This window comes from Campylobacter sp. CNRCH_2007_0968H, from assembly GCF_025773245.1.
Classification (GTDB): Bacteria; Campylobacterota; Campylobacteria; order Campylobacterales; family Campylobacteraceae; genus Campylobacter_D; species Campylobacter_D lari_D.
In genome coordinates, this window is record NZ_JAKMTQ010000003.1 from 138,019 (window position 1) to 160,692 (window position 22,674).

A 22,674-nucleotide genomic window follows, 5' to 3' on the forward strand; every position below is an offset into this window, starting at 1 on the left:
TTATATTCCTAAAAATTCTAAATTATTTAAATAATCATCATACCATTGTAAAAGTTTTCTTTTTTGAATGATGGTTGCTTTTTCTCTTTCATAAGAAAATTTTATTTGATTAAGTTCTTTATGTGCTAAAACGCTTTCAATAACTTCTTCGCTAATATTTAATTTTAAGAGCTCTGCCTTATGTTGAGAGCAAATAGTTCTAAATGTAGCTCTAAAACCATGAGAGCTAGCTCGCTTGTGCCATTTATTTTTACCTCCTAAATTTTTAATGGCTTTACCTATGCTATCTCTATTAATATGTCCTTGTATGGTTTGTGCAGGAAAAACAAAATCGCTAATTTCTCCGCTAAATAAAAATTGCTCTTTTAATACCTTAATCATTGTTTTTGTAAGTGGAATTTCATGTGCAATTTTTGTTTTTGTTTCATTTGCTGGTATAGTCCAAATTTGTTTTTCAAAATCAATATTAGCCCATTTTACACTAGCAGTGTTAAAAGGTCTATTGATACTAAGAATTTGTAAATACAAAGCCCTTTTTGTTTGTTTTTCCATTCTATTATCTTGCTTTAGATCTTGAATAAATTCTTTTAAATCTTCTGATTGAATTAAGGCAGGGTATCTTGTATCTATATTATGGTTGTTTTGAAATCTTTTAGGGGAAGCAAAGTTATCTTTTAAGCCATCGCTAGGATCAAAATCAATATATCTATCTTTTAAGGCTATTCTAAAAATACCCTGAACATGATTGATTAAACGGTGTATGGTTTCTAACCTACTTGTATAAGGATTATTTGGATTATAAATAGCATTAAATATAGATAATAAATCACTATATTTTATGTTTTTTACATCTAAATTTCCTAAACTTGGCATGAGATATTTTTCTACCATTTGTATAATTTTTTTAACATAGCTATCGCTAAGACATTTTTTTTGTTTTTGATCTATATAAAGAATAAATAAGTTTTTAAACTTATATTTATCATTTCCATTTTTTAGTAATCGTATATCTTTACATTTTTCAAATTCTTTTAAAAACTGAATAGCTTCTTTTCTAGCTTCAGCTACACTATAAATTCCTTCTCTAAATTCTTTAAGTTTTGTGTATTTGTCATTAATTTTAATACTAAAAGTTTTTTGGCCACTAGGATATACAAAAACATAAAGCTCTTTTGGATTACCTACAGCTTTTTTGTATCGTTTATCACTAGGTTTTAAATTTCTAATATCTTTATCTTGTAAGCTTTGTTTTGCTATGTTTGCCATTATTTTCCTTTAAAGAACCCTATTAGGTTTTAAGAACCCTAATAATGACCTTAATTAATTGAAAATAATTATAACACAAAAGAAATTAATTGAAATCAAAGATCATTTAGTTTGTTTATATATAGCATTTTGAAGGCATTTTTTGGAAATTAAAGAAATCGAAAGAAATAAAAAATGGTGGCTCCGATTGGACTTGAACCAACGACCACCACCATGTCAAGGTGGTGCTCTACCAACTGAGCTACGGAACCTTAAAAAACAAAAATTATATAAAAATATTTTTACATTGTGCTTAAAATCACTTTTTAATTTTTTTCATATCATTTAACCATAAATCTAGCTGTGCTTCAAAACCTATACCTTTGCTATGATAAAATTTCAAATCTTTTTCTAGGTATCTTTGCTTAACCCATCCTCCAAAATCATGTGGATAAAGGTAGTTTTTTCTTTGTGGGTTATTATTATCAAGATAAGGAAGTATTTTTAATGCAGGATTATTTTGTACATAATTTAGTGCTTCATTTATAGCAAGATAGCTTGAGTTTGACTTAGGCGAACTTGCTAAAAATACCACACATTGAGCTAAGATGATCCTAGCTTCAGGATAGCCTATGTTTTTTACTGCTATGAGTGTGCTTGTGGCTAGGTTAAGTGCTTGTGGGTTTGCATTTGAGATATCTTCACTTGCAAATATCACTAATCTTCTAGCGATGAAATCCGCACTTTCGCCCCCATCGATCAGCCTCGCAAGATAATACAAACTCGCATCCACATCACTTCCTCTTAAACTTTTTATCATAGAACTAGCTAGTCTATAGTGTGTATCTTTACTTGAAGTGCCATCGCTTAAAACATTTGCTCTTAATTTTTTCAAAGTTTCAAGTGTGATATGAGTGCTATCTAAAGCCAAAGCAAACTCACATAAATTTAAAAAGTTTCTTGCATCATTTGCACTAGAAGTGATTAAAAAGTCTTTAGCATCATCATCGATTTTACATTGGAGTTTTTCTTGTACTTTTGTGGCAAGTTTTTCTAAGTCTTTATACTCTAAACCTTTAAATTCAAAAAGCATACTTCTGCTTCTTATGCCTGAAGTTAAAGTAAAGTAGGGGTTTTCAGTGCTTGCGCCTATGAAAAGGCATTTTTGATTTTCCAAAGGGATTAAAAGCATTTCTTGTTGGGTTTTTGAAAGCCTATGCACCTCATCGATAAATATCAAAGGTTTATATAAAGAATTTTCATAATTACTTAGTATTTTTCTAAGCTCTTCAAGTTTAAAATTCCCTCCATCAAACTCATAAAAGTCTAATTTATACTCATACGCTATTGCTCTTGCAAAAGAAGTCTTCCCGCAACCTGCTGGGCCAAAAAATACACTATGAGGGAGTTTTGAAACTTGTATGAATTTTTTAAAAATTTCTACTAAATTTTCTTGTCCTAAAACCTCATCTAAAGTTTTAGGACGAAAAGTTAAGCTTAAATTTGTCATTGTGGATTTATGGTAAGTCTTTCACCATTAATGATAGTTGTAACATCACTTTTATTAGAATCATCATAGATAAAATCAAGCATATAAGAGCCATTATTATCTACAAAATAAGTATCAAAATTTGCAAAATCAGGCCAAATTTGACTAGGAAGAATTTCTGTGTTTGCATGAAATTGTGATTTTATATTGTTTTCAGTGAAAATAGTTTGCCCATTTGCGTCAAATTTTTTACCTTCTTTTTCAAAACTTAGATTATTTAAGATGATTTGTGGGTTTGCTTTTAAAAATTGACTTGCCAAAAGCATCATAGAAAAAATATCAGTGTTTGAATTTTGCATTAAGCTATCATAAGCTTTTTTAGAAAGATTATTAAAATTCATATCTAAATTAATATTATTTAACATAAAGTTTTCATTTGCAAGATTAAATTTAGCTAAATCTAGTTTTAAAACACTATCATAATCGTTTTGAACATTTTGAGCTGTTTTTGCAAAAATTTTTAATTTATCAAAGTCAAAAGCAATAGAACTTATAAAACTAGCACTATCAATGCTTATATTTTGTTCACTATTTCTACTAGGACTAAAGATATCATTAAAACTTAATTTTTGTATAGGAAATTCAGAAATTTTGATATTTTTTGCTTCTAATTTTTCTTTATGAGATAGCTGTTCTAATAAAACATAACCTAGATTAAGTTCCATATTTTTTACAAATTCATCAGAACCTATAATCTTAAATGATGTATTATTTAAAACTAAATTTGTATCATTGCGTGTGAAATTAATATCATTTATTTTTGCATTGATGTTAATGTCACCACCTTTGACGCTAACTAAGATTTTAAAGATTTCTTCGTTTGGAAAAATGCCTTTTAAGTCTTCATTTTCATTTAAAATAGAAACGATAGCATTATTACTTGCAAAAAAATTATTGGAAAAATCCACATTCACTTTAAAACTATAAGGTAAATCATTAAGTGTAGCTATAAAACTTCCTTTGGAATTTAAAAGTCCTTTAGTGTAATTAGTATCTTCAACATTATAATATGCTGTATCTTGACTCATTTGTGCAAAGATTTTTTCATTGATTGAGTTAATATAAGAAGCTGAGGTAAAAAACCCTATAACTAGTAAAATTACTACTACAACCCCTGCGATGATTTTTTTCATTCATTTTCCTTAAGTGAAATTTTAAAAATTATATATTTTTATTACTAACTAATGCTTATAAAATTCTCACATTTATACATTACTTAACTTTTTTACTTATAATTGCACTATTTAAAATCAAAGGTAAAAAAAATGAAACTTTTTGGAACAGATGGAGTACGCGGTAAAGCGGGGGAGTTTTTGGATTCATTTTTAGCAATGCGTTTGGCTATGGCTGCTGGAATTTATTTTAAAGACAAAGCCCTTACAAACAATATCTTAGTAGGAAAAGATACAAGAAGAAGTGGTTATATGATAGAAAATGCTATCGTTTCAGGACTTACTTCTATAGGTTATAATGTTATAGAAATAGGTCCTATGCCAACACCTGCTATTGCGTTTTTAACTGAAGATATGCGTTGTGATGCAGGGATTATGATATCAGCTTCACACAATCCTTACTATGATAATGGCATTAAATTTTTTGATGCACACGGAAATAAACTTGATGAGCAAGCAGAAGCGAAAATAGAAGAAATTTATTTTAATGATAAACTCATAGAAGAGGCAAGAACAACAAAATCACAAATTGGTCAAGCAAAAAGAATTGATGATGTGATAGGAAGATATATTGTTTCTATAAAAAATTCTTTTCCTAAAGAGCTGACTTTAAAGTCTTTACGCGTTGTGTTAGATGTGGCTCATGGAGCTTCTTATAAGGTAGCACCTACGGTTTTTAAAGAACTTGGTGCAGATGTGATTGTGATCAATGATAAGCCAAATGGTTTAAATATCAATGAAAATTGTGGGGCTTTACATCCTTTAAATTTAGCTTTAGAAGTAAAGAAATTTAGAGCAGATGTTGGTTTTGCTTTTGATGGGGATGCGGATCGTTTGGTTGTTGTGGATGAAAAAGGCGAAGTAGCTCATGGAGATAGTCTTTTGGGTGTTTTAGCTTTATTTTTGAAAAAACAAGGCAAGTTAAAATCAAGTGTAGTTAGCACTATAATGAGCAATGGTGCTTTAAAAGAGTTTTTAACTAAACATAAAATCACACATGAAACTTGCAATGTAGGCGATAAATATGTACTTGAAAAACTCAAAGAATGCGGTGGAAATTTTGGTGGTGAGCAGAGTGGGCATATTATCTTTAGTGACTATGCAAAAACTGGAGATGGTTTGGTAGCTGCTTTACAATTTAGTGCTTTAATGCTAAGTGAAGCAAAAAGTGCAAGTGAAATTTTAAATCAAGTTAAACCTTACCCACAGCTTTTGCATAATCTTAAAATTTCAGAGAAAAAAGACTTAAGCAAGCTTGCAGGCTTAGAAGAGTTGAAAAAAGATTTAGAAAAAAAAGGAATTGCTAGTTTGTTTAGGTATTCAGGTACAGAAAATTTAATACGCTTATTACTTGAAGCAAAAGATATTAAGCTTTTAGAAAAAGAAATGAAAGCTGTTGAAAGCTTTTTTATGAAAGCATTGAATGCTTAAAATTTTATCTTTAAAATTTTGGCTTGTTTTTGCTTTAGTTTTTATACTAGATCAAGTAAGTAAGTATTTGTTTTTGCAAGGGCTTGAGTATAGGGGTGAATTTTTTGATTTAGTTTTAACCTATAATACCGGTGTAGCCTTTTCAATGTTTGCATTTTTAGGAGAGTATTTAAAATACATACAACTTGTTTTTATTTTAGCTTTGTTTGTGTATTTGCTTTATCAAAAAGAATTTTTTAAAACACATTTGATCGCTTTTGCTATTATGCTATCTGCTGGGTGTTCAAATTTACTTGATCGCTTTGTGCATATAGGTGTGGTGGATTTTGTATTTTGGCATAAGTGGTTTGAATTTGCTGTGTTTAATTTAGCTGATGTGATGATAAACATTAGTGTAGCTTTGATTTTAATAAAAGAAATTTTTAATAAAAAAGGAGAAAAATGTTAGATTTTTTAACTGACTGGTATTTGTGGATTAAAATGGTGCATTATTTAGCTTTTGTTTCTTGGATGGCTGGATTGTTTTATTTACCAAGACTTTTTGTCTATCATACAGAGCATAAAGATAATAAAGGCTTTGTAGAAGTGGTAAAAATTCAAGAAAGAAAATTGTATTTTTATATCCAAACTCCTGCGATGATAGTAACTTTAATAAGTGGAAGTTTGATGTTGCATGTAAATAAAGTTTTGATGGTTGGATCAGGATTTATGCATGCTAAATTAACCTGTGCTTTGCTTTTGATTATTTATCATTTGCAAAATTATTATTATTTAAAACAACTTCAAAATGATACTTGCAAAAAGAGTGGGAAATTTTTTAGAGCTTATAATGAAATTCCAACGATATTATTTATAATTATTGCTATTATGATGGTGGTAAGACCATTTTAGTAAAAAGCCTTTAAAGGCTTTTTATCCTTTAAACTCCATACTTTTAAAATCAAGTGGATCAACATTTTCTTGCATGATATTAATGTGTTCTTTATCTTGTAAGCGTTTATTATCTCTAAATACAGCACGCACTAAATCCATACCGGTGTAAAAATCTTTCATTAATACCATAAACAAATAACGCCCAAATTCACTTGTGTATAAAGTATTATTTTCTTTTTTTATAGCTTTACTTAGCTTAAGACCTAAAAGTTCTATGAAAAGATCTTTTTCTAAATTGCAATCTAAAGTTTTGTTAAATTTATCAATCTCGATTTTACCTGCAAACATTTCAGTTAAAAAGACATATTTGATGATTTCTTTTTTACTAAAATTAGCTTTAGCAATATTTGCATTTTGCTTTTCTTTGATGAGTTTAGAATAATCATTTAAATTAAAAGCATTGATTAAAAGCTCTCCATCTAAAAAGCTAAAAGCCCCACTTCCTACACCCAAATACTCATGATGGCTACTTACATACTCATCATTAAAGCTACTTTTTTCTAAAGAAAATGACCATGCATTATTTCTTTCATAATCTTTGAAAAAATCTATAATGATTTTATAAAACTCAAATTCATTATCTTTAAAACTTACTCCTAGAGTTTTTGCGATATTATCTTTTGTGAGGTTTGATTTCATTAAAGGATAAGTTGTGATTTGTTGAGGTTTTAAATTTTTGGCTATTTCTAAATCATTGAGTAATTGCTCTTTAGTTTGAGAAGGAAAGTTAAAAATCAAATCAAGACTCATAATAGGAAGCACGCCTATAGCTTTAGAAAGCTTTTCTTGAAGCTCTTTACTTGAACCAAATTTATGATATCTTGCTACTTTTTTTAAAGTATCATCATCAAAACTTTGTATACCACAACTTAAACGATCTATAAGCCCTTTAAACATTTCTAGCTTTTTAGGTTCGATATGATTAGGATCGCTCTCACAAGAAATTTCTTTAATATTAAATAATTTTTTGCAAAGTTCTAAAGTTTTAGCAAGTTCTTCTTCATTAATTAAAGTAGTACCACCACCCACATACATAGAAGTAAAATCAAATCCTTTGTCTTTGATTTGTTTGATTTCTTCTCTTAAGCTTTCAAAATATCTTTTTGCTAAATCTTCACTATAATAATACTTATGAAAACTACAATATGGACAAAAAGTATGGCAAAATGGTATATGAGCATAGAGCATATAAGATTTTTTTGGATTAACTTTTTTTTCTTGTCCTTCTTTTAAAAGTTTCACATCAAAACCATTCTCTAAAGATTTTTGCATGGCTTTATGTGAGTAAGAAAGAGCTAAGTTTTGTAAAAAATTCATATTTTTCCTAAAAATTTCATTTTGTAGTTATTTAAAAAGACTATAATTGTATCATATTTTTACAAAGGCTTTATAATGAAAAATATTTTTATAGCATTTTTTGTATTTTTATTAGGGCTTATAAGCGTGTCAAATTCTGCACCTTTAGATGAAATTTTTCAAGATGTTAATGTTTCAGGTAATATGCGTTATCGTTTTGAGCATAATAGCCCAAAAGATAGAGGAAATAATAATTTTAATCAAAGAATTCAAATTCAAATGCATTAACAACTAAGCCTTAAGGCTCAGTTGTTATAAAAGTTTTCTTTTAAGTTTTCTTCCATAGCTTTGATATTTTCTTTTGATTCTTCTTTAGCGTTAAATCCACCACCAAAGGCTTTCATAACATCTACAATGGAATTTGCAAGCTCATAAGATGAGTTAGTATAAGAAAGTTTAGCATTTAAATAATTTCTTTGATCTTGTAAAAAATCAGCTAAATTAATCACGCCATTTTCATATCTTAAGGTAGAAATTTCATAAATTTTACTTTGAGCTAGAAATAAATTTTTATAATTTTGCTCATTTTCATAATAGCTTTGGCGGTTAAATAAAGCAAGTCTTATTTCTCCAAAGGCTGTTTTTAAGGTGTTTTCATATTGTAAAAACGCTTCATCTTTGGTAAGTTTTGCGATATTAACATTATTCATAATCTCACCCCAATGAAAAATCGGCATTGCAAAATTTCCAGCTACATTCCAAGTATTACTTCCATGTTTAACTAAAAGATCTAAATCATTACTTTGAAAACCCAAAAGTCCTGTTAAAGAAAGGTTTGGTAAAAATGCAGTTCTGGCTACTCCAACAAGATAGTTTTTTTCTTCTAAAATTTTTAAACTAGCTTGTATATCAGGTCTTTGAAGTAAAATTTCACTACCAATACCTTCAGGTATGCTAAGCTCGTATTGTCCTATTTTTTTATACTCTATGCTATTATAAAGTATATCATCAATATCATTTGAAGTTAAGATTTTTAAAGCTTTGGTATTAGCTTCTTTTTGAATTTTAGCATTTGTGAGTAAAACTCTTGAATTTTCAAGTTCAGCTTTAAATTTGTTAAGCTCATACTCACTAATTACTCCAAGTTTAAAATGCTCTAATTTTAACTCATAAGTTTTTTGATAACTTTGGGTTGTTTCTTCTAAAATTTTTACTTGCTCACTTAAGCTTGCTAGATTAAAATAAGTTTTTACTACATTAGAAATTAAGCTTAATCTTGCACTTTCATAGTCAAACTCACTAGCTTGTAATTTTGCTTTTGAAGCATTATAAGTATCTCTGTATTTACCCCATAAATCTACTTCATAACTTAAATTTAAACCCATATTAAAATCATTGCCATAGATAAATTCATTACTTTTGTTGCTTGGAGCATTGATGCTAGTTTTTGCTCTTGCTCCGCTAGCACTTCCATCTAGTTTAGGAAGCAGATCGCTTCTTGCTATACCTAAAGCCTCATAAGCTTTTTGTAAATTCATATATGCAATTTGCAAGTCGTTATTGTTTTTTAAAGCTTGATCGACTAAGGTGTTTAAATAATTATCATCAAAAGCTTTCCACCATTGTTTGTTAATGCTAATGTTTTGATCTAAGCTTTTAGTGTAATTTACATTTTTAATTTCTAAATTTGGTTTTAAACTGCAAGCTGTTATTAAAAAACAACTTGCAAAAATTATTAACTTACGCATTGATTTTACCTCTTTTTTTATCAAGCCATTTATTAAAACTTTCTAGTAAATAGAAAAATAAAGGTACAAAGAAAATGGCTATAGTAGAAGCTGCTATCATACCACCTATAATACCTGTACCTATCGCATGGCGGCTTGCACTTCCTGCTCCATATGCAAAGAAAAGCGGTAAAATACCACAAATAAATGCCAATGAAGTCATTACAATAGGTCTAAATCTCAATTTTGCTGCACTAATAGAAGCTTCAAAAATACTCTTTCCTTTTTTAAGATGCTCTTCCATAGCAAATTCAACAATCAAAATGGCATTTTTAGCAGAAAGGCCTATTAAAAGTAAAAGTCCTGTTTGAAAATATATATCATTTTCTAATCCTCTAAGCCATACAAAAAGCAAAGAACCAAATACTGCAAAAGGCACAGCCGTAATTACTGCTAAAGGCATGAGCCATCTTTCATATTGTGCTGCTAGAATTAAAAATACAAATAATAGTCCTAGCATAAATGCTATTTGTCCAGCACCGCTACTTGTAATTTCTTGATAAGCTGAACCTGACCAAGCAATAGAATAATCCTCTCCTAAAGTTTCTTTTGCCACTTGTGCAATTGCATCAATGGCTTGTCCTGAAGTATAGCCAGGAGCAGGATCACCTTGCACTAAAGCCGATGGAAACATATTAAAGCGTTTTACATCATCAGGACCAACACTTCTTTGTAATGTTAAAACGCTATCTAGAGCTATCATAGAACCATCTTTTGATCTAACAAAGATGTTTTTTAAAGCATTTTGAGTATTTCTAAAATCTCCAATTGCGCTTATATTTACACGATAATTTTTTCCAAGCATAGAAAAATCATTTACATAATAAGTTCCTATGGTGGCATTTAGAGTGCTAAATACATCAGCTAAATTTAAACCATAAAGTTTTACTTTATCGCGATCAATTTCTAGTTTTAATTGCGGAAAATTAGTATCAAGCGTTGTTCTTACATTGTGAAGTTCGGGACGCTTGTTTGCTGCTTCAACTAATTTATTTACATCAACTTGAATTTGATCATAACTTTTTCCGCTACGATTTTGTGCATACATCTCAAAACCACCAGTTAAGCTTAAACCTTGGATTGGTGGTGGATTAACAAAGAAAGTTTGAAAATTTGGATTTAAGAAGTATTGTTTGTTATAAGATCCAACTAAATCAAAACTACTAATATCTCTATCATCCCAATTTTTCAAATTAACAAACATTGCTCCAGAATTTTCTTTTAAAGAACCTGTAAAAAGATCATAGCCTATAAGTCCTACCACATTAGTTACATTCTCATTTTTGCGGATTTCTTCTGCCATAGCATCCATTGATTGAGTAGTTCTATTAAGCGAAGATGCTGCGGGTAGATTGACAATAGTTAAAAAGTTTCCTTGATCTTCATTTGGAACAAGTGAATTTGGAACAAGTTTGAAAAGTCCATATAAACCACCCAAAAAGATTACAAAAATTAACATAAAACGCACTGTTCTTTTAAGTATATAAGCCACACCAGCACCAAAAACTTCGGTAGACCAATCAAAAATATCATTAAATTTTTTCACAAAGTAAAAAGGTTCACCTTCATTTCTTCTTAAAAAAATTGCACATAAAGAAGGAGTTAGTGTTAAAGCTACAAAGCCTGATATAGTAACAGATATTGCTAAGGTTATGGCAAATTGTTTTTGGATTTCTCCCACAAAACCTGATATAAATGAAACGGGTATGAAAACCGCACAAAGTACAAGAACTATAGAAACAACAGGTGCAGCAACTTCATCCATAGCTTTAATAGCTGCTTCTTTTATGCTTATATTTGGATCTTCATGCATAATTCTATCTATATTTTCAACTACTATAATTGCATCATCAACAACAATACCAATAGCCAATACTAAGGCAAAAAGCGTAAGTAGATTGATACTAAAACCTAAGACATATAATCCTGCAAAAGTTCCCAAAATAGAAACAGGAACAGCAATCATTGGTATAATAGTTGAGCGGAAATTTTTTAAGAACAAATACATTACAATTACAACTAAAATTAATGCTTCAAAGAAAGTTTTTACCACTTCTTTAATGGAAGCTTTAATAAATATAGTTGTATCATAAGGCACTTTATAAGTTAATCCTTCAGGGAAATTTTTAGAAAGTTCTTCAAATTTTTTCTGCACTAATTCTGCTGTATTTACAGCATTTGCTCCGGTTTGTAAGAAAATCAAAATAGGAGTAGCGTCATTTCCGTTTAATCTACCTTTAAAAGTATATTCTCTTGATCCTAAAGAAACTTCGGCTACATCTTTAAGTCTTAAAAAAGAGCCATCACTATTTGCTCTTATGATAATATCTTCAAATTCTTTAGTATTTTTTAATCTTCCTTGCATAGTTACTGAATACACATAAGGAGATCTTTCCACCACAGGTTCTTGACCTATCTTACCAGTAGCATATTGAGCATTTTGCTCGCTAACTGCAGCAATAACATCAGTCGCAGTAACTTGATATTTGTTTAACAAATCAGGATTAAGCCAAATTCTCATAGAATAATTTCTTGCACCAATAGCTACGGCATTACCCACACCAGGAACCCTAGCAAGATCATCTAAAATATTTAATGCAGCATAATTATACACTTCGAGTGAATCCATAGAGCCATCAGGAGAATATAAAGTAGCAACTTCTAATATACTTGAACCGGTTTTTCTTACACTAACACCAGTTTTTTTAACATCTTCAGGTAGTTTTGCCATAGCAGCTGAAATTCTATTATTAACATCAACTGTTGCTTGGTCAGGATCTGTACCTATATTAAAATATACACTTAAGCTCATATCTCCTGAAGAGCTTGAAGTTGAATCCATATAAATCATATTTTCAACCCCATTGATTGCATCTTCAAGAGGAATAGCCACCGTTTGAGCCACCGTTTGAGCATCAGCTCCTGAGTAAGTTGCACTTACCTTAACAACGGGTGGAGTTAAGGAAGGATATTGCTCCACGGGTAAAGAATAAAGTCCTATAATACCTGCTAAAGAAATAATAATAGCTACAACAGAAGCAAATACAGGTCTTTCTATAAAGAATTTAGAAAACATTATTTATTCTCCATTACGCTAACACTTGCACCAGGACGGATTTTTTTGAAGTTATTTAAAATCACTTTATCCCCATTTTTTAAGCCCTTGTCAATAATTGCTTTATCAGAAGTTTGATAAATAACATTAACAATAGTTTTAACTACTTTTCCATCTACAAGGGTATAAACATAAGTAGCACTATCATCTTGCAAAAGCGCAACTTGAGGAATTTCAAAACCATCTTTTTGAACAAAACCACCAACATGAACATTTGCAAAAGAGCCAGGCATTAAGTTTGAATTGTTGTTATCAAAAATAGCTTTTGCTTTTACTCCACCACTATGAGTATCTATAACGCTATCTACGAAATATAATTTTCCATTGAAAAGTTCTCCACCAACATTAGCTTGCACTTGGATATTTTCTAATTTCCAATTGCCGCTTTGAATATTTTTATTCATATTGATTTTATCTACATCAGAAATATAAAAATCTGCAAAAATTGGGTTAATGTTTGTAATGCGTACAAGTTCAGTAGATGAAGCATTTACATAATCACCCACATCCATTAATGCATCACCTAAAATTCCATCAAAAGGAGCACTTACTATGGTGTATTTTAAGTCTAATCTTGCATTAGCAAGTTTTGCTCTAGCGCTTTCTAGATTAGCTTTTGTGGAGTTAAATTTAGCTAAACTTGCATCAAATTCTTTTTGTGAAATAGCATTTTTTTCTATTAAAATACTATCTCTTTTAAAATTTTTTTCAGCATCATCAAAATTAGCTCTTGCTACCAAAGCTTCTCCATAAGCCATATTTACACTTGCTTGGTATTTGTCAGGTTCTATAAGAAAAAGCTTATCGCCTTTTCTTACAGCTTGACCACTTTTGAAGTATTTTGCTTTGATTTCACCGCTTACTTTAGGTTTGACTACTACATCTAATTCAGTGCTTAATCTCGCAGGATAAGTAAACTCTAAAGGTAAATTAGCACTTTGCATAGTCATAATACTAACAGGTTGAGGAGGGAGTTGTTTAACTTGTGCATTCTTATCATCTGAACATGCTATAAAGATAAGAGAAGCGCAAGCTAGAGTTAAAAGTTTTGTTTTCATTTGTTTCCTTAAGTTATTTATTTAGCTAAATAAAAAGTAATTTATATTACAAAATTAATAAATATTATTTTATCAATCTTTAGTTAATTAAAATTAACAAGTCCTTGAGTAAAAAGCTTTACGATTTTTTTTGCATGGCTTTGTTGTTCTTTTTTATTCATTGAAACTTTATTTTCAAAAGTGCTTTGTATAAAAAATGTCCCTCTAAGCATAGCACAAAAAGTATAACTTAAAAATTCAGCATTTTGAGCTAAAATTTCATTTTCTTCTTCAAATCTTTTTCGAAGAACATATTCTACTTCTTTTCTATTGCTTCCTTTAAACCATTTTCCAAAATCAAATTTTTCATTATAAATTTCAGAATACAAAAGTCTTACTATAGCTATAGTTTTGGTGTCGTTAAAAATCCCTAAATAAGCTTTTGCAAATTGATATAAGAATTCTTCTAAATTAGCATCAGGTGAAAGTCGCATATTTTTTTTCAAAATAGCTAAAAAATGATTTTCTGCAAAATCATTTAAAACTGCTTCAAATAAACCTTCTTTACTTTTAAAATGCTCATATACGCAAGAAAAAGATCCACCAGCTTGTTTGATAATATCTTTAAGATTAGTTGCTTCGTAGCCATTTTTTAAAAATGACTCCGCAGCGATTTGTTTGATTTTTTCAAGCCTTGCTTGAGATTTTGAAGAAATTCTTTTTTTCATTTTAGTATTTTTTATGCTCTATGATAGAATTTTTAGGATATACAAAATTGCTCTCGCGTAATATGACAATATTTTTATCATCAAGCGCATAGGCTTTGATGGTTAATGGTATTACAGTGTCTTTTCTATCATTATCGGCTAGTTTTTTAGTAGCTTTTAAAACAACTATATGTTTATTTTTTTCGCCAGCTTTTAGTTTAAAAGATTTTTTAGGTCTAATGATTTCTAAGCCATCTTCAATGCCTTGTAATTTCACATCAAAATAATACTCATGAGTTTTATTATCGGTGTTTTGAAATAAAAATACATAAGCATTACTAATAATTAATTCTCCATCATGGGTTTTTCTGATTTGATAAAGCTCACTAGAACGGTTGATATTTAAAAGCATATTTTCTTTTTTACTTCCCATTAAAACTAAAGCCACAAAAACACCACACAAAACAACTAAATATCCAATAGTTCTAAATCTAAAATATTTTACTTTTTCCCTTGTTTCAATAGCTTTTGCACTAGTCCAATTAATTAAGCTAGGACGATTAAATTTGGCTTGAACTTTTGAACAAGCATCGGCACATTCAAGACAATTAATACACTCAAGTTGCATTCCTTGGCGTATATCTATATGTGTAGGACAAATTTTTACACAGGCTTCACATCCTATACATTCACCTTGCGGCGGCTTTTGATAAAGTTTGGTATGTCCATCATAAATCGCACCTCCTCTTTTATCATCATATATTACTTGAACGGTGTTATTATCAAACATTACAGATTGAATTCTTGCATAAGGACATACATAAACACAAAATTTTTCACCCAAATATACTATATCAAAAGTAAAAGCCAAAGAAGCGCAAAATAAAATCCCTAAAAGTAATAAATGATCAGCAGGATTTTGAATGTATGTAAAAAAATCTTCAGGTGGTACAAAATACCATAAAAATGCACTCATCATTAATAATGAAAAAAGATAAAAAATCACAATACTTAAAGCTTTTTTGACGAAAAATCCACTGACTTGCTTTTGTTTATTTGCTGTGCTTTTATGAATTTTAAAGATTTTTGTTTGTAAAAGATCTCTATAAATAACTCTAGCAATAGTTTGAGGACAGCTCCAAGCACACCAAATTCTTCCTGCTAAAGTAGTAACAAAAAGTATAGTTAAAAACATACCCATGATAACAAAAGGCATTAAATACAGCTCTTGAGTATCAAAAGCGATAAAAAATAAATTAAGTTTTTTATGATCAAAGCTTAATAAAAAGAAATGATTTCCATTTATTTTTATAAAAGGTAGTGCTATAAAAATAATCATAGAAATGATATAAGCTATATATCTTTTTTTAGTATAGTTTGTGATGTGAGCATTCATTTTATTTTCCTTAGAAATATTTCTTTATATTGTAGTATTAGAAAAATTAAATCAAACTTTGTCTTAATTAATAATTTATATTTAATTTTTATTTATATAATTATTACAAAAATAAGTTTTATTTTCAAGAAAATTATGATATAATCTTTATTTTAAAATTTATTTAAAGAAAGGTGGTGGGGGTCGTGCCAGGAATCAAGGTACATCCTAATGAGTCTTTTGATGAAGCGTATAGAAAATTCAAAAAGCAAGTAGATAGAAATCTAGTTGTTACTGAAGTTCGCGCTAGAAGATTTTTTGAGCCTATGACTGAAATTCGCAAAAAACAAAAAATTTCAGCACGCAAAAAAATGCTTAAAAGACTTTATATGCTTAGACGCTACGAGTCAAGACTCTAATACCAAAAAAGCCGAGAAATCGGCTTTCTTCGTTAAAATATTTATGTTTTTTTGGATTATAATTATTCATTTTTTCGGACTTATTTTACCAGGACCTGATTTTTTCTTAGTAAGTTCATATGCATTAAGAGAAGGGGTTAAAAGTGCTTTAAAGGCAAGCTTGGGAGTAAGTTTAGCTGTTAGTATATGGATTATACTTTCTATACTCGGATTAAATGTCGTTTTTCATAAATTCCCATTTTTACAAATTATACTATCAAGTTTTGGAGCATTTTATCTTTTGTATTTATCTTTTAAGATTTACAAGAATACAAAAAATGACAAAATTAAAGTTCAAAAAACTTATATATCTGCATTTTTAAGTGGAATGATTACAAATTTATCTAATCCTAAAGCAATTTTTTATTTCGCCAGTGTTTTTGCAAGTTTTGATTTTACACAAATGCGATGGATGTTGATAGTCTTGATATTTGTTTTGATTTTAGAAACTATAATTTATTTTTCTTTGATTTCTTTATTATTTTCTAAACCATTTATGGTAAGAATTTATCAAAAGAATTTAAAACTTATTGATTATCTAAGTGCTTTTATATTTTTTGTTTTTGCTGTGTTTATTTTAAGTAGTAATTTAATGACTATGATAAACTAAAACAATTAATTTTTATTAATACTTTTTTTGTTAAAATCTTATTAAGTTAAATTTATAAATTTTTATAGGAAAGATTATGAAACACATTAAAACTATACTCAAACTTAGTATGATAAGCGGTATTGCTGCAATTAGTGCAGGTGCTTTAAGTGCATGTAGTAATAATACAAATGATTCTAGCAATAACGCTTTAAGTCAAGCGGCAAATACTCAAGGGGCCTTTGTTATTATTGAAGAAACCGCTCCAAATCAATACAAAATCAAAGATCAATTTCCAAGTGATGAAACTAGGGTAGTCTTAAAACAACTTGATGGAACTGAAAGGGTTTTAAGCAAAGAAGAAATGGATAAATTAATCCAAGAAGAAGCTGCTAAAATAGACAATGGTACTTCAAATTTAACAAATCCAAACAATGCTCAAATGAGTAGCGGGGGGCTTTCTTTAGGCGAGACATTGCTTGCGAGTGCAGCTGGAGCTATTTTGGGAAGTTGGATAGGTTCAAAGCTTTTTAACAATCAAAATTTTGCAAATCAACAAAGAGGAGCATTTTCAAATCAAAGTGCTTATCAAAGAAGTGTAAATAGCTTTAATAAAGCAAGTACAAGTGCTACTTCAGGATCAAATGCAAAAAAATCAGGCTTTTTTGGTGGTGGCTCTAAAGCTACTTCAAGTTCTGCAAATTCTTTTGGCTCTTAAAAGGTGAAAAAATGAATTTTTTAAAAGTAAATCCTTTAGAAAAATCTTATTTAGAGCAAATAGGTTTTTCATGGCATACGGATAATGATGGAAGTGATTATTTAGATTCTAATTTAGTTTGCGTAAGGGAAGATGAAGCAAATGCATACTACGAAGCAGTTAATGAGCTTTATGATATGTTTGTAGCTGCTGCGCAAGAAGTGATTGATAATGATCGTTTTGACGAGCTTGGAATTCCTTTTAATTTGGTTGATGCGATTAAGATGAGTTGGGAAAATGATGTGCATTGGCATTTATATGGTAGGTTTGACTTAGCAGGTGGGCTTGATGGTAAGCCTATAAAACTAATAGAATTTAATGCTGATACTCCAACATCTTTATTTGAAAGTGCTATTTTGCAATGGGCTATTTTAAAGCAAAACAACCTAGATGAAAGCTCGCAATTTAATAATATATATGAAGCTTTAAGAGATAATTTTAAAAGACTTATAACCTTAGAAGAAGATGTAAGTGAATTTGAAAAATATTATGAAGGTTGGAAAATATTGTTTTCTTCAATTGCAGGTAGTGATGAGGATATGATTACAACAAAACTTTTAGCACACATTGCTAGTGAAGCTGGTTTTGAGAGTGAATTTTCTTATATTGATGAGGTAGAATTTTCACCCGAAGGAATTTTTAAAAATGATGTAAATTTTGAGTATTTTTTCAAACTCATTCCTTGGGAAAGTATAGCTATAGAAGAGGGTGAACTTGCTATGCTCTTAACTCAAATTATGCAAAATCAAAAAGCAATTATTTTAAATCCTGCTTATACTTTACTTTTTCAAAGCAAGGGTATAATGAAAATTTTATGGGAGCTTTATCCAAATCATCCTTTATTGCTTGAAACAAGTGATGAGCCTTTAGTGGGTAAAAAATGTGTTAAAAAGCCTGTTTTTGGTAGAGAAGGAGCAAATGTTTCTATTATAGAAGCTAATGGAGATATAAGTTTTGAAACAAGTGGAGATTATCAAAACAATCGTTTTGTGTATCAAGAATTTGCTGAGTTTAATCAAAATGAAAATGATTATTATCAAGCAGGAGTTTTCTTTGCTTATGAGGGTTGTGGTTTAGGTTTTAGAAAAGGTGGTTTGGTGCTTGATAATTATTCTAAATTTGTAGGGCACATTGTTAAAGGATAAAAAATGAAAATAGTATGTTTAGATGCTGCTACTTTAGGTGGAGCTGATTTAACAGCTTTTGAAAGTATTGGGGAATTTATAAGTTATGAACTTACATCTAAAGATGAGGTTATCTCAAGAATATCTGATGCGCAAGTTGTGATGATAAATAAAGTCATCATTGATCAAGAAGTTATAGATAACACCAATTTAAAGCTCATTTTGCAGCTTGGCACAGGGGTAAATAATATAGATGTAGCTTATGCAAATTCTAAAGGTATAATAGTAAAAAATGCAGCTGGGTATTCTACCAAAAGTGTTTTAAGTCATACATTTGCTTTGCTTTTTGCTTTTTTAAATCAAATCCCATATTATGATGGATGGACCAAACAAGGGCTTTGGGTAAAAAGCCCAATATTCACTGATTTTAGTAGAACTTTACATACTCTAACAGGAAAAAAACATGGTATTATAGGGCTTGGGGTTATAGGTAAAGAGGTAGCTAAGGCTTCGCAAATATTTGGAGCAAATATTTGTTATTATTCTACCTCAGGGGTTAATAATGATGATACATATGAGAAAGTAAGCCTTGAAGAGCTTTTACAAACTTCTGATGTGATAAGTATCCATGCACCTTTAAATGAAAAAACAAAAAATTTATTAAACAAGAAAGAATTAATGCTTTTAAAAGATGAGGCCATTTTAATTAATGTAGGTCGTGGTGGGATTATTAATGAAGTAGATTTAGCTCAAATTATGGATGAAAAAAATATTAGAGTGGGGCTTGATGTACTTGAAGTAGAACCTATGGTTGAAAATCATCCTTTGCTTAATATAAAAAATAAAGAAAATTTAATTATCACTCCACATGTTGCATGGGCTAGTGAAGAATCCATACAAAATTTAGTCCAAATCGTATTTAATAATCTTAAGGAGTTTATAGAAAATGGCAAATGAACATAGTTTTGACATTAGTGGGGAAATTGACAAACAAGAGCTAAAAAATGCTTTAGAGCAAGCTAAAAAAGAGCTTGATAGCAGATATGATTTAAAGGGTATTAAAAGTGAAATAGAGCTAAATGAAAAAGAAAGTATTTATAAGCTTACTTGTTCAAGTGAAGCAAAAATTGAAGTGCTAAAAGATATTGTTATTTCAAAACTTATCAAAAGAGGGATTAACCCTAATGGTATTAAAGAGTTAAACAGGGAGAGTGGAGCAAATTTTAGATTGAATTTAAAAGTTAATGATGCCATTGATGCTGATAGTGCTAAGAAGATTAATAAAGCTATAAAAGATAGTAAGTTAAAGGTAACTTCAAGTATTAGAGGCAATGAAATTCGCGTAGTTGGTAAGCAAATTGATGATTTACAAAGCGTGATGAAAATAGTAAAAGAGTTAAATTTAGAACTTAATCTTAGTTTTAAAAACCTTAAATGATAAAGTTACTTCAAATAATTTTTTTGTGTTTTGTGTGCGTTTTTTTAAGCTCTTGTGTTTTAAAAAGCAAAACGCAATCACAAAGTGCTTATATTGTTTTAAAAACCCCTCAATTTAGATTTGCTGATTATGGCTTTTTATATGAGGGAAAAAATTTTACAAGTTTAGAACTTTATAGTGCCTCTAAGGCTTTACTTGAGTTAAAAATCACGGATAAAATTTGCATTAATGGTGTATGTTATGCAAAAACTTTTTTTAATAAAAGATTTTTTAATTATGAATATTATGATGATTTTTTGCAAGATTTAATTTACAAAAAACCTATTTTTTATGGGAAAAATAAGCAAATTACCTCTTGTGGTTTTACTCAAAATATTATAAGCAAAAATTATGATATTTTTTATGAGGTTTGTGATAAAAATATGAGTTTTAGTGACAAAAAATCTAAAATTAAATTTAGCATAAAATCAATATAAAGGAAAATATGAAAGATTTAAAACTTTTTCTTAATGATACTTTTAAAAGCAATATTTATAAAAACTTACAATGCAGTGAAGATGAAATTTTAATTTTAAAGCATTTGTGTAAAAATTATTTACAAGCAAATGTAAGTATTAATGCCTATAATCTTCTTAGTGAAGTTTTTAAAAATGATGAATATGAGTATTTAGATCATTTAAAAGATCTTAAAAATCTTATAGAAAAAGGTTTTATTATTCAAATTTTTTCTGATTTTAAATCGAGTAAAAACTCAAGTTTATTTTTAAATTTGTTACAATGCGAGTTAAGTTTAAGTGAGGTTTTTTTACAAATTTTAGAAAATAAAACTATACAAGATTTTATGCAAGATCAAATTTATGAAGATCATATTGCATATTTAAAAGATGAATTTTTTAAAATCGAGCTATATCAAAGATTGCGTTTTTTTGCTAAAAGCTCTCAAAGTAAGAATATTAAAAAAGATATAGCTATATTTGAAGCATATATTAAAGAGCGTTTAAAAAAGAGTAAAATTTCTAATGTTTTGGTAGATATTTTTAAAGAGTATGCTTTAAACGATAAAGAATGTTTGATATTTATTAGTTTATTAAAAGAAGAGTATTTGCTAAATACTGAAAATTCTTATAGTAGAGATTTTAATTTTTTACTTCATTTAATTAGCGAAGATGATGTTCAAAAACAAGAAAACAAAGTCTTACTAGAAGAATATTCTAAGCTACTTAGTTCAAATCTTTTAGAATATGATGAATTTGTTAATTCTTTGGGTGATATAACTAAGATTTTTTATTTAAGTGATGATATTTTACAAAGAATTATTAATTTTAAAGAACCAAAGAAGAATAAAAAAATTAAACTTCAAAATTTAGTTAAAGAACAAGATATTTTTGAGCTAATTGAGCCAAATATTAATATAGATGATGTTATTATGCCCCAAAGCACTAAAGATCTATTGGAAAGTATATTAAAACAACAAGATAAAAAGGTTTTAGAAAGATTAAATAAATGGGGTATAAAAACAAATAAAAACATAGAAGCCAAGATAATTTTCTATGGTCCTGCTGGCACGGGTAAGACTATGAGTGCGCTAAGTATGGCAAAAGCTATGAAAAAATCTATTTTGAGTTTTGATTGTTCTAAAATTTTAAGCAAATATGTGGGCGAGAGTGAGCAAAATGTAAGAAAAATTTTTGATACTTATAAAGAGCTTTGTCAAACAAGCAAACAAAGTCCTATTTTGCTTTTAAATGAAGCTGATCAATTTTTAAGTACTAGGGTAGAAAGTAGTGGCGGTGCTGATAAAATGCACAATCAAATGCAAAATATTTTTCTAGAACAAATTGAGCGTTTTAGTGGAGTTATTATAGCTACGACTAATTTTTTAGAAAGTTTAGATGTGGCTTTTTCAAGAAGATTTGAATATAAAATAGAATTTAAAAAGCCAAATTACGAACAACGCTTGATGATATGGCAAAAAGCTTTACCTAAAAATGCTAAATTTGATGATAATTTTGATTTAAAAAATCTTGCTTTGTATGAGCTAAGTGGAGCTCAAATTGCTATGGTAGTTAAAAATACAGCTTTGAAAGCAGCTATTTCTAAGGACGGTGTTTTTAAAATGAGTGATTTTTTACATACAATAGAAAAAGAAATAGAATCTTCATTTGATAAAAATAAAATAGTTGGTTTTAAAAATTAAATTCACATAAATTTCACAAGCAGTTAATATCATTTTTTACTTTTATTTAAAGGAGAAAAAATGAAAATAAAATTAATGTTAGCTAGTTTAGTTTGTGCAAGTTCTATGTTTGCAGATATGGTTGTAAGTCCAAATGCTCTACCTCAAAAAGCTCAAGAGTTTTTAAACACTCATTTTAAAGGTGTAAATGTAGGTTATGTAAAACAAGATGTAGATTCTTATGAAGTAAATTTAGTCGATGGGACTGAAATTGACTTTATCATCAATGGAGACTGGAAAGAAGTTGATGGTAAATACAAAAGCATTCCAACAGGATTTATCCCAAAAGAAATTATTGCAAAAGTACAAGCAGTACAACCAAATGCAGCTATTGTAGAAGTAGATAAAAAAATCAATGGCTATAAATTTAGAACAAACAATATGATGGAAATTTATACAGATTTTAAAGGTAATATTTTAGGCCA

General features: G+C 29.0%; 22 protein-coding genes and 1 tRNA gene. 13 read left to right on the forward strand and 10 right to left on the reverse strand.

Going from position 1 to position 22,674, the window contains the following annotated elements; all coding sequences use genetic code 11:
* The 4 genes from L8Y18_RS02890 to L8Y18_RS02905 form a co-directional block, all read right to left on the reverse strand.
* On the reverse strand, positions 1 to 1,266 hold the full coding sequence (locus tag L8Y18_RS02890) for a tyrosine-type recombinase/integrase (protein ID WP_039668989.1): 1,266 nt from the start codon (positions 1,264 to 1,266) through the stop codon (positions 1 to 3).
* A gap of 175 nt (positions 1,267 to 1,441) precedes the next feature.
* Positions 1,442 to 1,517 (reverse strand) — tRNA-Val (locus L8Y18_RS02895).
* Positions 1,518 to 1,564: 47 nt separating this feature from the next.
* Positions 1,565 to 2,755, reverse strand: a complete 1,191-nt coding sequence (locus L8Y18_RS02900; protein ID WP_263676203.1) for a replication-associated recombination protein A — start codon at positions 2,753 to 2,755, stop codon at positions 1,565 to 1,567.
* Positions 2,752 to 3,927, reverse strand: a complete 1,176-nt coding sequence (locus L8Y18_RS02905) for a DUF945 family protein (RefSeq protein ID WP_133319072.1) — start codon at positions 3,925 to 3,927, stop codon at positions 2,752 to 2,754. The genes L8Y18_RS02900 and L8Y18_RS02905 overlap by 4 nt, the downstream gene beginning before the upstream one ends.
* Before the next feature lie 132 nt (positions 3,928 to 4,059).
* On the opposite strand from L8Y18_RS02905, the gene glmM reads away from it, so the two are divergent.
* The 3 genes from glmM to hemJ are packed head-to-tail and all read left to right on the forward strand — an operon-like array spanning position 4,060 to position 6,288.
* Complete coding sequence (glmM, locus tag L8Y18_RS02910) at positions 4,060 to 5,397, forward strand: phosphoglucosamine mutase (RefSeq protein ID WP_039629248.1); 1,338 nt, start codon at positions 4,060 to 4,062, stop codon at positions 5,395 to 5,397.
* On the forward strand, positions 5,390 to 5,845 hold the full coding sequence (lspA, locus tag L8Y18_RS02915; RefSeq protein WP_220555579.1) for a signal peptidase II: 456 nt from the start codon (positions 5,390 to 5,392) through the stop codon (positions 5,843 to 5,845). The genes glmM and lspA overlap by 8 nt, the downstream gene beginning before the upstream one ends.
* A complete protein-coding gene (gene hemJ, locus L8Y18_RS02920) occupies positions 5,839 to 6,288 on the forward strand; it encodes a protoporphyrinogen oxidase HemJ (RefSeq protein WP_039629243.1) in 450 nt (149 codons plus the stop codon). Before lspA ends, hemJ begins: the two co-directional genes overlap by 7 nt.
* A gap of 21 nt (positions 6,289 to 6,309) precedes the next feature.
* Here hemJ and L8Y18_RS02925 read toward each other — a convergent pair whose 3' ends face one another.
* Positions 6,310 to 7,647 (reverse strand): coproporphyrinogen III oxidase family protein, encoded by a 1,338-nt coding sequence (locus L8Y18_RS02925; protein WP_263664530.1) that lies wholly within the window; start codon positions 7,645 to 7,647, stop codon positions 6,310 to 6,312.
* A gap of 75 nt (positions 7,648 to 7,722) precedes the next feature.
* Here L8Y18_RS02925 and L8Y18_RS02930 point away from each other — a divergent pair, with 75 nt between their 5' ends.
* Positions 7,723 to 7,914 (forward strand): mini-MOMP protein, encoded by a 192-nt coding sequence (locus L8Y18_RS02930; protein ID WP_263659238.1) that lies wholly within the window; start codon positions 7,723 to 7,725, stop codon positions 7,912 to 7,914.
* A gap of 17 nt (positions 7,915 to 7,931) precedes the next feature.
* On the opposite strand, the gene L8Y18_RS02935 is transcribed toward L8Y18_RS02930, so the two are convergent.
* The 5 genes from L8Y18_RS02935 to ccoG form a co-directional block, all read right to left on the reverse strand.
* The gene (locus L8Y18_RS02935; protein WP_263664531.1) at positions 7,932 to 9,374 is read right to left on the reverse strand and encodes an efflux transporter outer membrane subunit; all 1,443 of its coding nucleotides are present in this window, start codon (positions 9,372 to 9,374) and stop codon (positions 7,932 to 7,934) included.
* The gene (locus tag L8Y18_RS02940; RefSeq protein WP_263676205.1) at positions 9,367 to 12,489 is read right to left on the reverse strand and encodes an efflux RND transporter permease subunit; all 3,123 of its coding nucleotides are present in this window, start codon (positions 12,487 to 12,489) and stop codon (positions 9,367 to 9,369) included. Before L8Y18_RS02940 ends, L8Y18_RS02935 begins: the two co-directional genes overlap by 8 nt.
* Positions 12,489 to 13,586 carry an efflux RND transporter periplasmic adaptor subunit gene (locus L8Y18_RS02945; RefSeq protein WP_263676206.1) on the reverse strand — a complete coding sequence of 366 codons (1,098 nt, stop codon included), beginning with the start codon at positions 13,584 to 13,586 and terminating at the stop codon, positions 12,489 to 12,491. The genes L8Y18_RS02940 and L8Y18_RS02945 overlap by 1 nt, the downstream gene beginning before the upstream one ends.
* Before the next feature lie 83 nt (positions 13,587 to 13,669).
* Positions 13,670 to 14,293, reverse strand: a complete 624-nt coding sequence (locus tag L8Y18_RS02950) for a TetR/AcrR family transcriptional regulator (protein ID WP_133319065.1) — start codon at positions 14,291 to 14,293, stop codon at positions 13,670 to 13,672.
* Position 14,294: 1 nt separating this feature from the next.
* On the reverse strand, positions 14,295 to 15,668 hold the full coding sequence (gene ccoG / locus L8Y18_RS02955) for a cytochrome c oxidase accessory protein CcoG (protein WP_263676207.1): 1,374 nt from the start codon (positions 15,666 to 15,668) through the stop codon (positions 14,295 to 14,297).
* A 185-nt stretch (positions 15,669 to 15,853) separates the two neighbouring features.
* Here ccoG and rpsU point away from each other — a divergent pair, with 185 nt between their 5' ends.
* From rpsU to L8Y18_RS03000, 9 genes are all read left to right on the forward strand, one after another.
* Positions 15,854 to 16,066: a 30S ribosomal protein S21 gene (rpsU, locus tag L8Y18_RS02960; RefSeq protein WP_002780697.1), complete on the forward strand. Its 213-nt coding sequence runs from the start codon at positions 15,854 to 15,856 to the stop codon at positions 16,064 to 16,066.
* 43 nt (positions 16,067 to 16,109) lie between these two features.
* The gene (locus L8Y18_RS02965) at positions 16,110 to 16,715 is read left to right on the forward strand and encodes a LysE family transporter (RefSeq protein ID WP_133319063.1); all 606 of its coding nucleotides are present in this window, start codon (positions 16,110 to 16,112) and stop codon (positions 16,713 to 16,715) included.
* 76 nt (positions 16,716 to 16,791) lie between these two features.
* Complete coding sequence (locus tag L8Y18_RS02970) at positions 16,792 to 17,412, forward strand: UPF0323 family lipoprotein (RefSeq protein ID WP_263676208.1); 621 nt, start codon at positions 16,792 to 16,794, stop codon at positions 17,410 to 17,412.
* A gap of 11 nt (positions 17,413 to 17,423) precedes the next feature.
* Positions 17,424 to 18,596 (forward strand): glutathionylspermidine synthase family protein, encoded by a 1,173-nt coding sequence (locus L8Y18_RS02975; RefSeq protein WP_258107722.1) that lies wholly within the window; start codon positions 17,424 to 17,426, stop codon positions 18,594 to 18,596.
* A 3-nt stretch (positions 18,597 to 18,599) separates the two neighbouring features.
* Entirely contained in the window at positions 18,600 to 19,532 is a 933-nt protein-coding gene (locus L8Y18_RS02980) for a D-2-hydroxyacid dehydrogenase (RefSeq protein WP_263676209.1), read from the forward strand.
* The gene (locus L8Y18_RS02985; protein ID WP_133319059.1) at positions 19,522 to 20,013 is read left to right on the forward strand and encodes a YajQ family cyclic di-GMP-binding protein; all 492 of its coding nucleotides are present in this window, start codon (positions 19,522 to 19,524) and stop codon (positions 20,011 to 20,013) included. The genes L8Y18_RS02980 and L8Y18_RS02985 overlap by 11 nt, the downstream gene beginning before the upstream one ends.
* A complete protein-coding gene (locus tag L8Y18_RS02990) occupies positions 20,010 to 20,489 on the forward strand; it encodes a hypothetical protein (RefSeq protein WP_263676210.1) in 480 nt (159 codons plus the stop codon). The genes L8Y18_RS02985 and L8Y18_RS02990 overlap by 4 nt, the downstream gene beginning before the upstream one ends.
* A gap of 8 nt (positions 20,490 to 20,497) precedes the next feature.
* On the forward strand, positions 20,498 to 22,210 hold the full coding sequence (locus L8Y18_RS02995) for an ATP-binding protein (protein WP_263676211.1): 1,713 nt from the start codon (positions 20,498 to 20,500) through the stop codon (positions 22,208 to 22,210).
* A gap of 60 nt (positions 22,211 to 22,270) precedes the next feature.
* A partial coding sequence (locus L8Y18_RS03000; RefSeq protein ID WP_263666513.1) for a PepSY-like domain-containing protein occupies positions 22,271 to 22,674 on the forward strand: 404 nt, incomplete at its 3' end.

What these genes read in the sequence shown, in the direction of transcription:
- L8Y18_RS02980 (WP_263676209.1), top strand. Translation starts at nt 18,600, where the DNA reads ATGAAAATAGTATGTTTAGATGCTGCTACTTTAGGTGGAGCTGATTTA.
- L8Y18_RS02900 (WP_263676203.1), bottom strand. Translation starts at nt 2,755, where the DNA reads ATGACAAATTTAAGCTTAACTTTTCGTCCTAAAACTTTAGATGAGGTT.
- L8Y18_RS02890 (WP_039668989.1), bottom strand. Translation starts at nt 1,266, where the DNA reads ATGGCAAACATAGCAAAACAAAGCTTACAAGATAAAGATATTAGAAAT.
- L8Y18_RS02985 (WP_133319059.1), top strand. Translation starts at nt 19,522, where the DNA reads ATGGCAAATGAACATAGTTTTGACATTAGTGGGGAAATTGACAAACAA.
- L8Y18_RS02925 (WP_263664530.1), bottom strand. Translation starts at nt 7,647, where the DNA reads ATGAATTTTTTACAAAACTTAGCTCTTTCTTACTCACATAAAGCCATG.
- L8Y18_RS02990 (WP_263676210.1), top strand. Translation starts at nt 20,010, where the DNA reads ATGATAAAGTTACTTCAAATAATTTTTTTGTGTTTTGTGTGCGTTTTT.
- L8Y18_RS02905 (WP_133319072.1), bottom strand. Translation starts at nt 3,927, where the DNA reads ATGAAAAAAATCATCGCAGGGGTTGTAGTAGTAATTTTACTAGTTATA.
- hemJ (WP_039629243.1), top strand. Translation starts at nt 5,839, where the DNA reads ATGTTAGATTTTTTAACTGACTGGTATTTGTGGATTAAAATGGTGCAT.
- L8Y18_RS02930 (WP_263659238.1), top strand. Translation starts at nt 7,723, where the DNA reads ATGAAAAATATTTTTATAGCATTTTTTGTATTTTTATTAGGGCTTATA.
- L8Y18_RS02945 (WP_263676206.1), bottom strand. Translation starts at nt 13,586, where the DNA reads ATGAAAACAAAACTTTTAACTCTAGCTTGCGCTTCTCTTATCTTTATA.
- glmM (WP_039629248.1), top strand. Translation starts at nt 4,060, where the DNA reads ATGAAACTTTTTGGAACAGATGGAGTACGCGGTAAAGCGGGGGAGTTT.
- L8Y18_RS02995 (WP_263676211.1), top strand. Translation starts at nt 20,498, where the DNA reads ATGAAAGATTTAAAACTTTTTCTTAATGATACTTTTAAAAGCAATATT.
- ccoG (WP_263676207.1), bottom strand. Translation starts at nt 15,668, where the DNA reads ATGAATGCTCACATCACAAACTATACTAAAAAAAGATATATAGCTTAT.
- L8Y18_RS02950 (WP_133319065.1), bottom strand. Translation starts at nt 14,293, where the DNA reads ATGAAAAAAAGAATTTCTTCAAAATCTCAAGCAAGGCTTGAAAAAATC.
- L8Y18_RS02935 (WP_263664531.1), bottom strand. Translation starts at nt 9,374, where the DNA reads ATGCGTAAGTTAATAATTTTTGCAAGTTGTTTTTTAATAACAGCTTGC.
- L8Y18_RS02975 (WP_258107722.1), top strand. Translation starts at nt 17,424, where the DNA reads ATGAATTTTTTAAAAGTAAATCCTTTAGAAAAATCTTATTTAGAGCAA.
- L8Y18_RS02970 (WP_263676208.1), top strand. Translation starts at nt 16,792, where the DNA reads ATGAAACACATTAAAACTATACTCAAACTTAGTATGATAAGCGGTATT.
- L8Y18_RS02940 (WP_263676205.1), bottom strand. Translation starts at nt 12,489, where the DNA reads ATGTTTTCTAAATTCTTTATAGAAAGACCTGTATTTGCTTCTGTTGTA.
- lspA (WP_220555579.1), top strand. Translation starts at nt 5,390, where the DNA reads ATGCTTAAAATTTTATCTTTAAAATTTTGGCTTGTTTTTGCTTTAGTT.
- L8Y18_RS02965 (WP_133319063.1), top strand. Translation starts at nt 16,110, where the DNA reads ATGTTTTTTTGGATTATAATTATTCATTTTTTCGGACTTATTTTACCA.